This is a genomic window from Pseudomonas petroselini, from assembly GCF_045037875.1.
GTDB lineage: Bacteria > Pseudomonadota > Gammaproteobacteria > Pseudomonadales > Pseudomonadaceae > Aquipseudomonas > Aquipseudomonas petroselini.
Genome location: NZ_CP173614.1, coordinates 3,501,431 through 3,515,616 on the forward strand (window position 1 = coordinate 3,501,431; position 14,186 = coordinate 3,515,616).

General features: G+C 60.9%; 4 protein-coding genes. 3 read left to right on the top strand and 1 reads right to left on the bottom strand.

What is annotated here, in order from left to right; all coding sequences use genetic code 11:
- Window positions 1-74: 74 nt before the first annotated feature.
- Complete coding sequence (locus tag ACI512_RS16150) at window positions 75-7,091, top strand: NEL-type E3 ubiquitin ligase domain-containing protein (protein ID WP_236380494.1); 7,017 nt, start codon at window positions 75-77, stop codon at window positions 7,089-7,091.
- A gap of 20 nt (window positions 7,092-7,111) precedes the next feature.
- Here ACI512_RS16150 and metH read toward each other — a convergent pair whose 3' ends face one another.
- Entirely contained in the window at window positions 7,112-10,822 is a 3,711-nt protein-coding gene (gene metH, locus ACI512_RS16155) for a methionine synthase (RefSeq protein WP_064053857.1), read from the bottom strand.
- A 165-nt stretch (window positions 10,823-10,987) separates the two neighbouring features.
- Here metH and ACI512_RS16160 point away from each other — a divergent pair, with 165 nt between their 5' ends.
- Complete coding sequence (locus tag ACI512_RS16160; RefSeq protein WP_405121214.1) at window positions 10,988-13,279, top strand: fatty acid cis/trans isomerase; 2,292 nt, start codon at window positions 10,988-10,990, stop codon at window positions 13,277-13,279.
- Window positions 13,280-13,582: 303 nt separating this feature from the next.
- Complete coding sequence (nfuA, locus tag ACI512_RS16165) at window positions 13,583-14,167, top strand: Fe-S biogenesis protein NfuA (protein ID WP_003190728.1); 585 nt, start codon at window positions 13,583-13,585, stop codon at window positions 14,165-14,167.
- Window positions 14,168-14,186: the final 19 nt, after the last annotated feature.

The window sequence follows — 14,186 nt, forward strand, 5'->3', positions numbered from 1 at the left end:
TAAACATCTACCGCCTTGCCGGCAGGTGGCGGTGATTTCCTGATGCCTCTCTATGAGGTATCAGGAATAACCCCATGCCAACACCTTCCAAGGGGCTTCATGTCCCATTTATCAAGAGCCGCCTGCCTGACTGGACGCGGCATTTGCACGGCGCTCACCTGCAGGCCATGACCCGGGCGCGTGATCCCGCCCAACGGTTTATCAAGGCCCACCCGGCCGTTTTCGCCCAGGCCTCCTCGGTGCTGCGTCAAGGGTTGCTCGACAGCCAGATGCAAAGCACCACCTCAAGCCAGCAATTGGCCAAGACCCTCAAGGATTTCCAAGGCATCACCGAATTCTGCAAGCCGCTGCTGACGCAGGCCTTGCGCACCACATTCGGGCAAGCGCCTGATCCGGTGGCAACCCATCTGTTTCATCTGCGCGCGCCGAACACCGTCGACCAGCAATCGCTGTTACAAGCAGCACTGCGCAACTTCGAGGCCGATGAGCCCTTTGACGAAGTCTCCCTGCAGGAGACCAGCGCACTCGCCCCCGAGGGCTCGCTGGAGATGCACCTCTATGACGAGACCAGGACTTACCCGTTCGGCAAAACCCGCTACAGCATTCGCGATAAGTTATCGATCAAACCCGCGGCGTTCGCCAGCCTGTGCCGGGAACTGGACCTGGGCAGGCAATACCAGGAGCACCTGAGCCAGGTGTTCGAGGCGCCGGACAACGCTGCCACCGTACGCCAACACACGATCATGGCAAACAAGGACCGCTTGCGCGTGCAGGCCCACATTGCGCGGATGACGTCGGCCATTGATGAAGCGGCCTTTACCCTGCTGTTGGCGGTGTTGGAGGGCAAGGGCCAAGCCAAGCTTGATGGCAAGCCGGTCGCGTTCAGTCGCTTGGAGGTGCTGGGTTCAGCATTGAGCGATGTGCTGATAATCGGGGCAAGTTCCCGCCGAACCAGAGCGCTCCTCAAAAAACCCTGGCTTAATCTATTACCCGGCAGTGGTCTGGTCCAAGAGTCGACACCTCCCGAGACGCGCTTCATTGTGTATATACCCGGGGATCCGGTCAGTCCCGTCAAGGAATACGCCACGGCCAGCGAATTCTCCAAGGACCTGGCGATCAAGCTGCGATCTCCCCAGTATCAGCATTTTTTCTCAGGCTTTGTGCCTCAGGATGAATCGGCACAGTTTTTCCGCCGGCTCAAGCTTCAACTCAAGGTCCATCGTTGGAACCCGAACCCGGTCTACCCACGTTCCTCCTACAACCCCGGCGCCTATGCCGGCGGGATTTATGAGGAAGTCTGGAACGAAGCGCTGAACCTGGGGATGGAGGAGGACTTCATCGACGGTGAAGTGTTCGGCGCGCGCTATGACTTTCATCTCGCCAGGATAAAATCCAACGCCAAATTGCTGGCCATACCGACCGCCGATGTTGACCACAAGGCCTGGCTAGAGCGACTCAAGCACTACGCCGAATGGGGCTTCAACGTACTCAACGTGGCGGCGTTCTTTGTGCCTGGGCTGGGTGAGGTGATGCTGGCTGTCACGGCTGTGCAACTGAGCTACGAGGTGTACCAAGGCGTGCAGTCGTGGCGGCATGGCGACGCCGAGGAGGCGTGGACGCACCTTAAATCGGTGATGGCGAACGTCGCCTTCATGGCGGCATTGGGCGCGGTGGCGGGTAAAGCGCCACCCATCGTGCCCTCGAGGTTCGTCAATGGCATGACCAAGGTCGCACTGCCGTTCGGCAAGCTGCGCTTGTGGCATCCAGACCTGGCGACCTACAAAAGCAGTGTCTCCCTTGAGGGCCTCACCCCCAATGCCTTGGGGCAATTTGAAGTGGGGGGCAAGACTTACGTCAATATTGACGGCAACGTCTATGAAAAGACCTTCGACCCAACCCTCGACCAGTGGGCAATCAAGCACCCGACCGACGCGGATGCCTACCAGCCGATGCTGCAGCACAACGGTCACGGCGCCTGGCGCCACACCCTGGAACGTCCGCTGGAATGGAGTCGCACCGCGTTGTTGCGGCGAACAGGGCCGCACATGGAGCGTTTTTCCGATGCGCAACTGGAGCAGATCGCCGATGCCAGTGGGGTCAGTGACGATGAGCTGCGAGCGTTACACGTCGATCACCACGCACCGCCGCCGGTGTTGTCGGAGATGGTCCGGGTGTTTGAAGTGGATCAGCAAGCAGACGAGGTGATCGGGCAGATTCGCCAAGGCGCGTGCCTGGAGGGCCATTGCCAATTCATGGTGCCGCTGGCCGTGGAAATGCCGAGTTGGCCGGCTGAGGAGGTCGTCGAGGTATTTAACGGTCCTGGGCTGGCGGGGGACTCGCAGCGATTTGGTTCGGTTTCGGCGCCCAGCCATACAAGGCCGACCATCAAGATCACCCAGGCCGAAGTCGATGCCGGGAAGCTGCCGGAGCGCGTATTGGCAGGCCTCGACGAAGCGCGCACCCGGCAACTGTTGGGCAGCGAAAGTGCGAAAGAAGGCGTAGATCGAACGCAGCTGTTCAGGGACCGTTTGGCCGACCGGGCTCAGCTCAGAAAACAGGCCTTGGTAAAAAACCTGATGAGTCGACAAGCCTCTCCCGATGTCGATACCCAGGCACTTCAGCGCAGTTTCCCATCCTTGTCGCCGGAAGCGGCGGGGCAGGTACTGGGCGGCGCGAGTGCCGAGGCGTTGAGCCAGCTCCGCAGCACCGGTCGCATTCCCTTGCGGCTGGCAAAAGAAATTCGTGTTCACCTGCATCAAGGCAGCTTGAGTCGGGCGCTAGCCGGTTTGTACCTGGAGAGCATGGCGTCGTCGGCCAGTGACCGGTTGGCGCTGCACACCCTGGAACGCTTGCCCGGCTGGTCGGCGGATATCCGCGTCGAAGTGCGTGCCCGCGGCCTTAAAGGGCCGCTGGTAGACAGCATTGGCCGCGAGCAGGCGCCGACGCGCTTTTATTTGCTCTGGAACGAGGACGCCTTTCGTGCCTTCGATAGCGAAGGGCGTGCGTTGAACAGTGTGCCCAAGGCCGGCCGGAACCTGTTCGAATCGCTGGTGGAAGTGCTGCCCGATACCTTGCGCGATGCATTGCAGGGTCATCCGGGCGAGGCGTTACACAAACAGGTGACTGACTATGCACGCAGCCTCCGCGATGACATGTCCCGCATCCTCAAGCGCGAACCGCTCAAGGGCGGGGCCGGGCGATTGGTACGTACAGCCTCTGGCCGGATTGGCTACGCTGCCAGCGGTGATGTCGCGGGCTTTGCTGATGAGCCGCTGATCGCCAGGGTGCGCAGTGTTTATCCTAATGTGTCTGATGAACAGGCCTTGCAGTTCATCAGGGAGCGCATGAGTGCGGGTGACTCCGAACAGCAGGTTTTCCACCTGTTGGAAAACCGCCGCAGGGAGTTTGTTGAGCTCTGCAGGGTGCTGCTGACCTGGGCCCATGCTGACGCACAAGGGGCTCCGGGGCTGCGCAGAAATTTTTATGCCGCGCAGATCCTCCGGTGCTGGCGAAACGGCTTGCGGCGCGGGCAGGCGGCGGTTTTCGAGCTTGATCTACTGGGCGCAGAGGCGTTGCCGCAATGGGCGGCCGACTTCTCGCATGTGCGCAAGCTGCGGATAAACAGCACCCAACTCCTCGACGGCACGTTGAGGCAAGCGTTTCCCGCGCTGGAAAGCCTCGATCTTCAACTCGTTGCTGCGGACATGCCCGCCCTGGCGGGTGAGTTGTCCACGCTGGACACCCTCACCGAGCTAAAGCTTGAGGCCGCAGAGTACTCGCCAGACCTGGTGCAAGCGCTGCAGGGGATGACTCAACTGAAGAAGTTACACCTGACCGGTCAACTTCCAGCCTTGGATTACAGTGTGTTGACGAACTTGCGGGACTTGACCCTGGCGGGGCCGTCGAATCAATGGCCGACGGGGCTTCTCGCGCATGCAGGCTTGGCGTCGCTGGACCTGTCAGGTCTGGATATCCCCTCGCTGCCCGATGCGCTGTTCAGTGGGCACGCGCCGTTATGGCGCAGCCTGCGCTTGAACTGGGGGGCGCTGGAGCCCCGCGCCTTCAGGCGGGCGTTTGACTACGTGCACGAAAACCCGGCTCATCTGGTGGATGAGTCGCAGATGGTCACGCAGTACTGTCTGCAGCGCCTTCGCACGTTGAATAGTCAGGACCGAGGGATGGCGGGCAACGCCTTGCTAGCTTTCAAGCAGGACGGACTGGCGGGGCGCGCGCTGCTGGATCATGTCGAGGCATTGCTTGAGCGCTATCGCGTCACGGACGAGGCGCTGGTGACGTGGCAGGAGTCGCCCGTGCGCGTCGATGGCGGGGAAATGTTCGTCGAACAACGTCGGGTGCTGGCCGACAGGATTCGCAAATGTCGGCGTGATGCGCTGGCTGCCCGGTATGGCGCGCGCGAGCCGGTGGCTGGCCCGTCTCGTATCGGTGCGCAGACACTGCGCACAGTGTTGGACCGTGAGTACTCGGGTTTGGGGCGCGAGCCGTTGAACGAGGTATTGGACCTGACGAACTATGGCGCGCCAGGTGATCTGCCGGCGCTGGGGGATGAGGTATTTCCCCAGATCCGTCACCTGATCCTGTCGGATGCAAAGCTATCCGCAACGCAGGTCGATGACTTCCTGCGCAGCTTTCCTGAGCTGCGGGTGCTCAACCTGAGTGGCAATAAACTGACGGAGCTGCCACGGGCCCTTGAGACGTTGGGGCAACTGAGCGAACTGAATCTGGCGGGGAATGAACTGACGATCACCGCGTCAATGCAGGCGCGGTTGAACCGGCTGACCTCCTTGCAGAGGCTCGACCTATCGAGGAACCGGGTCGGCAACCTGACCGTCAGCGCGCTCAGGGACCTGGTGTCGCTGGACCTGGGGCAGACCCAGGTTCGGGCCTGGCCGGAAGGTGTGCTAACCCTGCCAAAGCTGGGTTTTCTGGATTTGAGTCATAGCGCTATTACGGAGATTCCCGATGCCGCGCTGGTTGGCCACGATGTCCTGTTGGCGGGTACCTCGTTGCGGGGTTGCCGGTTGAGCCCGCAAGCGATGAGCAAGGCGCAGACATTCGCTAACCGCACCGCGCCTGGGTCGCCCTTGGCAACGATGTATGCCAGGCCATTCGGCATTGAGCGCACTGTGTTGGCCGCAGGGAGAACCGGAGGTGATCCGATGTATTTCCCGATAGAGGCCTCGGAGCAACCGGACTTGTTGTTGCCGCTGCCGCTGGACGCTGCGGGTGGGGGAGGCCTGACATCGGCCGAACAGCTGCAACGCCTGGATCCGCAGTTGAGCGCGGCGCAAGCCATTGAACGAATAGACGCCTGGCTGGAACAGGGCGTGAGTGCCACGCAAATTGAAACCACGCTGCGCCAGTGGCAGCAACAGCAGGCGCACATGATCGAGCGCTTTAATGCCTGGATCGACACGCCTGCTGTTCGCACCCGCATCGGGTGGGTGAACGCGGTTGACCGCCGCCGCGCCGCTGACCAGCTTCTGACGTGCTGGCGCGAAACACTGCGCGAGGTGCATGCCCCGCAGGACATCCCTAACGACTATGCGCTGGATTTGAGCGGCTTGATCCTTGGCGACTTGCCGGCACTGCCGGTCACGCTCAACCATGTCGGTGCGCTGGACCTGAGCAACGTCAGGCTAACGAGCGCTTCGGACGAGTTTCTGCGCGCATTTCCACGATTGAACAGCCTGACGTTGAATGGCAACGGGCTGGGCGCATTGCCGGAGGCGGTAACGCAGTGTGAACGCCTTGTTCGGTTGAGCGCCAGCCAGAACGGTTTTCTTGACGCAGCACGGTTGCAGCGCCAGTTGCGTGCTTTGCCCCTGTTGCAGGTGCTGGACCTGGAAGGCAATCGTCTGCCTGACTTTGATGTCACCGGCCTTGACCGGTTGCAAAGCCTTAATCTGAGTGGCAACCGACTCAGCGATTGGCCGGTGGGCGTGCTGCAGTCACCCCAACTGACTCGCCTGGACTTGCGGAGTAATTTGGAAATACAGCGGATTCCGCTCGACGCCTTTCTGCCCGAGCATGCCGGTTTGATGGCGGGCACGGACTTGTCCGATAACCTGTTGCTGGAGGAGGAGTTGATACGCTTGCGTGAATACGAGCGCGAAACCGGGCGAGGGCTTGGGTTTACCACGCAGGAAGTTGACCAAATGATCGCGGGGTACGGGCCTGAAGCTGATGACGAGCACTTTGGCGATCACCCTGACGTAGAGACACCTGCGGCGCAAAAAGCCCGATGGTTCGACGGCGTGGCCGCCGACTCGGAAAAGCACCAGATATGGCGCGAAGTGTTGGCCCAGGACACCACGCAGGACTTCTCGAACATGTTGGCGCAACTTCAACACACCAGTGATTTTCAGCAGGACCGCGTCAGGCTGACAGAGCGGGTTTGGGACGTTCTGGAGGCTGCGCACAGCGACCCGGCGTTGAGCGAACGCCTGATGCTCATTGCACGGACCTCAAGGAATAAGGCGACCTGTGGTGATGGTCGAATACTGTTGTTCAACGATGTGGAAGTCGGGGTCTATGAGTTCAATGCCCTTCGTCGCATGGATCCCTCCGATAAGGGACGCACGTTACTGAAGCTTTCCAGGCGTCTGTTTCGCCTGGGGGAGGTTGAGGCGCTGGCGAGAAAGCGCATTCAGCGCTTCCCTGGCACGGACCCGGCGGAGATCCGCCTGGCGTATCGAACCGGGTTGGCGCAACGCCTGGATCTCCCCACGCAGCCCTCTACCATGCTCTACCGCGGCGTGTCAGGGGTACAGGCTGCTGACCTGGACGTGGCCTACGCCAGCGTGATGGCCGAAGAACAGACCCCGGCGTTTATCGAGCAACTGATCACGCGTGACTACTGGAAAAGTTATCTGCAGGAAAAATACCCAACCGAGTTCGCTAAGGTGCAACAGACGCTGGCCGACCAATCGGAGACTCTGGAAGAGCAGTATCCTGACATCAATCCAGCGTATCTCGAGCAAGTCGATGCGTTGCAAAAAGCCAATGAGGTTGAGCTACGCGGGTTGAGAAGAGAACTCTCCACCCGCGAAATCGCCGAACTGGGCAACTAGCCCGGCAAGCGCCTGGCTGATCAGTTGTCATACCCCAGGTTCGGTGCCAGCCACCGCTCGCTCACGCTCAGGTCCTGGCCTTTGCGGGCGGTGTAGCTCGCCACCTGGTCCTTGTCGACCTTGCCCACGGCGAAGTACTGCGCCTGTGGGTGGGCGAAGTACCAGCCACTGACCGCCGCTGCCGGGAACATTGCGTAGTGCTCGGTGAGGAACACGCCGCTGCGGCCCGCCTGCATTTCGCGGGCTTCAGGGTCCAGCAGTTGAAACAGCTGGGCTTTCTCGGTGTGGTCCGGGCACGCCGGGTAGCCGGGCGCAGGGCGGATACCGCTGTACTGCTCCTTGATCAGCGCCTCGTTATCCAGTTGCTCGTCCTTGGCGTAGCCCCAGTGCTCTTTACGCACTTGCTGGTGCAGCCACTCGGCGCAGGCTTCGGCCAGACGGTCGGCCAGGGCCTTGACCATGATCGAGTTGTAGTCGTCGCCAGCGTCCTGATAAGCCTTGGCGACCTCTTCGGCGCCGATGCCGGCGGTGGTGATGAAACCACCGATGTAGTCGGTCACTCCGCTGTCTTTTGGTGCTACGAAGTCAGCCAGGGAGAAGTTCGGCTTGCCGTCGGTCTTGATGATCTGCTGGCGCAGGTGGTGCAGCTTGGCAATCGGCTGGCCATCGTCACCGTAGACTTCCAGGTCATCGTCCTGCACCTGGTTGGTCGGCCAGAAGCCGAACACGGCGCGGGCGCTGATGAGTTTTTCGTCAATCAGCTTGTTGAGCATTTCCTGGGCGTCGGCATACAGCGCGGTAGCGGCTTCGCCGACCACTTCGTCTTCGAGGATGCGCGGGAATTTACCGGCCAGGTCCCAGGAGATGAAGAACGGCGTCCAGTCGATGTATTCGGCCAGTACCTTGAGATCGATATTGTCCAGTACCTTGGCGCCGGTAAAGGTCGGCACCACCGGGGTGTAGGTGCTCCAGTCGAACTGCGGCTTCTTGGCGATGGCCGCCGGGTAACTCAGGCGCTCAGTACGCGCGCTGCGGTTGGACGTCCGTTCACGCACGTCGATGTATTCCAGGCGGGTCTTCTCGACGAAGCCGGCCTTGAGTTCCTTGGACAGCAGCTGCGTCGCCACACCCACGGCGCGCGAGGCGTCGGTGACGTAGATCACTGCATCGTTGCTGTACTTGGGCTCGATCTTCACCGCCGTGTGCGCCTTGGAGGTGGTGGCGCCACCGATCATCAGCGGCAGGTGGAAGTCCTGGCGCTGCATCTCGCGGGCCACATGCACCATTTCGTCCAGGGACGGCGTAATCAGGCCGGACAGGCCGATGATGTCGCACTTCTGCTCCTTGGCCACCTGCAGGATTTTCTCTGCGGGCACCATCACGCCCAGGTCGACGATGTCATAACCGTTGCAACCGAGCACCACGCCGACGATGTTCTTGCCGATGTCGTGCACGTCGCCTTTCACGGTGGCCATGAGGATCTTGCCCTTGGCTTCCGGCTTGTCGCCTTTTTCCAGCTCGATGAACGGGATCAAGTGGGCCACGGCCTGTTTCATCACACGGGCGGATTTCACCACCTGGGGCAAGAACATTTTGCCGGCGCCGAACAGGTCGCCGACGATGTTCATGCCGGACATCAGCGGGCCTTCGATCACCTCAATCGGACGCGCGAACGACTGCCGGGACTCCTCGGTGTCTTCAACAATGTGGGTGGTGATGCCCTTGACCAGCGCGTGTTCCAGGCGCTTGTTCACCGGCCAGCCACGCCATTCCTCAGTCTCGGCTTCCTTGACGCTGCCGTCGCCTTTGTACTTGTCGGCAATGGCGAGGAGGGCATCGGTGCCTTCCGGGGTACGGTTGAGCACCACGTCTTCCACCGCATCGCGCAGTTCGGCCGGGATCTGGTCGTAGATCTCCAGTTGGCCGGCGTTGACGATGCCCATGGTCAGGCCGTTGCGGATTGCGTAGAGCAGGAACACCGAGTGGATCGCCTCGCGCACCGGGTTGTTGCCACGGAACGAGAACGACACGTTGGACACGCCGCCGGAGGTCAGCGCATACGGCAATTCGTCACGGATATAGGCGCAGGCATTGATGAAGTCGACCGCGTAGTTGTTGTGTTCTTCGATACCGGTGGCGACCGCGAAGATGTTCGGGTCGAAGATGATGTCTTCCGGCGGGAAGCCGACTTCATTCACCAGGATGTCGTAGGAGCGTTTGCAGATCTCTTTCTTGCGCGCTTCGGTGTCGGCCTGGCCGGCTTCGTCGAACGCCATCACCACCACGGCGGCGCCGTAGCGCTTGCACAGCTTGGCGTGGTGAATGAACTGCTCGACGCCTTCCTTCATGCTGATGGAGTTGACGATGCCCTTGCCCTGGATGCACTTGAGGCCGGCTTCGATCACTTCCCACTTGGAGGAGTCGATCATGATCGGGACGCGGGAGATGTCCGGCTCGCCGGCAATCAGATTGAGGAAGGTCACCATGGCCTTCTTCGAATCAAGCATGCCCTCGTCCATGTTGATGTCGATCACCTGGGCGCCGGCTTCCACCTGCTGCAGGGCGACTTCGAGGGCTTCGGTGTAGTTGTCTTCACGGATCAGGCGGGCAAAACGCGCCGAACCGGTGATATTGGTGCGCTCGCCGACGTTGACGAACAGTGAGCTGCGATCAATGGTGAACGGCTCCAGGCCCGACAGGCGGCAGGCCTTGGGAATGTCCGGGATCACACGCGGCGCATACCCGGCCACGGCCTTGGCGATGGCCTCGATGTGGCCCGGCGTGGTGCCGCAGCAGCCGCCGACGATGTTGAGGAAGCCGCTCTGGGCGAATTCTTCGATGACCTTGGCGGTTTCCGACGGCAATTCATCGTACTCGCCGAATTCGTTCGGCAGGCCGGCGTTCGGGTGTGCGGAAACGTGGGTGCTGGCCTTGTTCGACAACTCTTCCAGGTATGGACGCAGTTCGCTGGCGCCCAAGGCGCAGTTCAGGCCCACCGAAATCGGCTTGGCATGGGCCACGGAGTTCCAGAACGCTTCGGTGGTCTGGCCCGACAGGGTGCGGCCGGAGGCGTCGGTGATGGTGCCGGAGATCATGATCGGCAGTTCGATATTCAATGTTTCGAACACGCCTTGCACGGCGAAGATCGCAGCCTTGGCGTTGAGGGTGTCGAAGATGGTCTCGATCAGGATCAGGTCGGCGCCGCCTTCGATCAGGCCTTGGGTGGCCTCGGTGTAGTTTTCCACCAGTTCATCGAAGGTGACGTTGCGGTAGCCGGGGTTGTTCACGTCCGGCGACAACGAGCAGGTGCGGCTGGTCGGGCCGAGCACGCCGGCGACGAAGCGCGGCTTGGCGGGGTTCTCGAGGGTCTTGGCGTCGGCGATCTTGCGCGCCAGGCGTGCGCCTTCTACGTTCAGTTCGTAGGCCAGCTCTTCCATGCCGTAGTCGGCCATGGAAATGCGGGTGGCGTTGAAGGTGTTGGTTTCGAGGATGTCGGCACCGGCATCCAGGTAGGCTTTTTCGATACCGCCGATCACGTCCGGACGGGTGATCACCAGCAGGTCGTTGTTACCCTTGACGTCGCTTGGCCAGTCGGCGAAGCGTTTGCCACGGTAATCCTGCTCCTCCAGCTTGTAGCTCTGGATCATCGTGCCCATACCGCCGTCGAGGATCAGGATACGTTCCTTGAGGGCTTGATGAAGGGCTTGCAGACGAACGCTACGATCGGACATGGGACTACTCTGGTCAGGCATTACGGAGGGCGTGGATCATAGCAAACCTGTGCCGATTTGCGGCATGTCCAGGTTTTGCATGAATATCGTTCAAGTTGGTGGCCTGTCGACATCGGTAGAATCACGGCAATTTTTCAGCGCACGCATTGAATCGGGACCGGATACATGTCACTTCGCCTCATCACCAGCGCCGTCCTGGCGCTGGTCGCCTGCATTGCACAGGCCGACGGACCCGCCCCGGCGATTTCGTACACCCGCGACATTCAACCGATTTTTACCGAGAAATGCGTGGCCTGCCATGCCTGCTACGACTCCGCCTGCCAACTCAACCTGGGCAGTGCCGAGGGGGCGGCGCGCGGAGCGAGCAAAATCCCGGTCTACGATGGCGAACGCAGCCAGGCCACGCCGACCACCCGGTTGTTCTATGACGCCTTTGGCAAGCAAGCCTGGCAGCAGAAGGGCTTCTACTCGGTGCTGGACGCCCAGGGCAGCCAGGCTGCCTTGATGGCGCGCATGCTGGAGTTGGGCCATAACGCCCCGCTGGTGCCCAATGCCAAGCTGCCGGATGACATCGTGCTGGGCCTGAACCGCGCAAACCTGTGCGCCATGCCCGGCGAGTTCAATGCCTACGCCGGTGCCCATCCCAAGGAAGGCATGCCGCTGGCGGTCACCGGCCTGACCGACCAGCAGTACCAGACCCTGCAACGCTGGCTGGCTTCCGGCGCGCCGATTGATGAGCAAGGCCTGGCGCCAAGCGCCAAGGAAGCCCTGCAGGTGCAACAGTGGGAGAACCTGTTCAACCAGCCCGGCGCCCGCGAAAGCCTCGTGGCGCGCTGGTTGTTCGAGCATTTGTTCCTCGCTCATATCTACTTTGAGAACGGCGAGCCGGGGCATTTCTTCCAGTGGGTGCGTTCGCGCACGCCGAGCGGTCAACCCATCGACCTGATTGCCACCCGACGCCCTAATGATGACCCCGGCACCCGTGTGTATTACCGCCTGTGGCCGATGCAGGGCGTGATCGTGCATAAAACCCACATCGCGTACCCGTTCAGTGCCGAGAAGATGGCGCGCATCAAGGCGTTGTTTTACGCCGATAACTGGCAGGTCAACGCCTTGCCGGGCTACGGCCCTGGCCGGCGCGCCAACCCGTTCGAAACCTTCGAAGCCATCCCGGCCAAGGCGCGCTACCAGTTCATGCTGGATAACGCCGAATACTTCGTACGCACCTTTATTCGCGGGCCGGTGTGCCGTGGGCAGATCGCCACGGACGTGATCCGCGACAACTTCTGGACGCTTTTCCAGGACCCGGACCACGACTTGTACATTACTGATGCGCGCTATCGCGGCCAGGCCACGCCATTGCTGGCCATGCCTGGGCAGAACGATGACGTCGGCAGTGTACTCAGCCTATGGCTGGCCTACCGTGACAAGCGCAATGAGTACGAGGCCCTGCGCCGTGACAGCTACGCCGACCTGCCGCCGCCGAGTTGGTCGAGCCTGTGGGCGGGCAATGACAATGCCTTGCTGAGCATCTTCCGCCACTTCGACAGTGCCTCGGTGACCAAAGGCCTGATCGGCGAAGTGCCGCAGACGATGTGGCTGTTCGACTACCCGCTGCTGGAGCGTACGTATTACCAGTTGGCGGTGAATTTCGATGTGTTCGGCAATGTGTCGCACCAGGCCCAGACGCGGTTGTACTTCGACTTGATCCGCAATGGCGCTGAGCAGAACTTCCTGCGCCTGATGCCGGCTGATTCCCGTGATGGCTTTATGGATGACTGGTACCAGAACAGCGGGAAGCTCAAGCTGTGGCTGGATTACGAGGCGATTGATGACGATAAACCCACCGGCCTGCATCTGGATGAAAAAGACCCGAAGCGCGATTTTGCCAAGCAGTTGCTTAGCCGTTATGGCGATTTGAACGCCAGTCCGGATCCGATCAACCGTTGCAGCGGTGCGTATTGTTCCCGTGACGGTGTTGATCCGGCCTTACAGGATGCTGAGCAGGCGCTTAGCCGCTTGACGTCGCGCCCGGCCGCCGGGCTCAAGGTCATCGACCAACTGCCCGAGGCCACGATGCTGCGTGTCGAGACGGCCGGCGGCAAGCGCGTGGTCTACAGCATGCTGCGCAACCGGGCCCACAGTAACGTGGCGTTTCTGCTGGGGGAGGCCTATCGCTACCAGCCGGGCCTGGACACGCTGACCCTCTATCCGGGCGTGCTCAGCAGCTACCCGAACTTCATGTTCAACATCCCGGCTCAGGAAGTGCCGGAGTTTGTTGCGCAGATGGAGCAGGCTCACGATGCCAAGCGGTTTGAAAAGATTGTGGATCGGTGGGGTGTGCGGCGTAGTCATCCGTTGTTTTGGCAGTATTTCCATGATTTGTCGCGGTACATCCGTGAGACCACGCCGGTGGAAGAGGGGGTGTTGGACATGAATCGGTACGAGAATTTGTGAGGGGGCCGGTGTTGTGTGTGCCGTACTCGGTTAAAACTGTGGGAGGGGGCTTGCCCCCGATAGCAGTGGGACAGCTATAGAGGCATCAACTGACACACCGCCATCGGGAGCAAGCCCCCTCCCACAGTTTGATCTGCATGCATCAGGTGGATATCAGCCTGCTTTTGATCTTAGGCGCCCGTTGAACACAAATAACAGCTAGGCACACCCATCAAAAAAACCACTATCCCGACAAAAACACTAGGACTTTGTACCTACGTAATATTTTGGCGTAAACTGCCGGCAAGCCTGTGAGGAGTTTCCATGACTGCCATAACCATTACCGACGCCGCCCACGATTACCTGGCTGACCTGCTGTCCAAGCAGAACACCCCAGGTATCGGCATCCGCGTCTTTATCACCCAGCCCGGCACCCAATACGCTGAAACGTGCATTGCCTACTGCAAGCCAGGGGAAGAGAAACCTGAAGACACCGCCCTGGGGCTCAAAAGCTTCACCGCGTACATCGACGCCTTCAGCGAAGCCTTCCTCGACGACGCCGTGGTCGACTACGCCACCGACCGTATGGGTGGCCAATTGACCATCAAGGCGCCAAACGCCAAGGTGCCGAACGTCAACGCCGACAGCCCGGTCAACGAGCGCATCAACTACTACCTGCAAACCGAGATCAACCCTGGGCTGGCCAGCCACGGGGGTCAGGTCAGCCTGATCGATGTGGTGGATGACGGCATCGCCGTGCTCAAGTTCGGTGGCGGCTGCCAGGGCTGCGGTCAGGCGGATGTGACCTTGCGTGAAGGCATCGAGCGCACCTTGCTCGAGCGTATTCCGGAGCTCAAGGGTGTCCGTGACGTGACCGACCACACGCAGAAAGAAAACGCCTACTACTGAGTAAGGTGTTCGCTGCGGA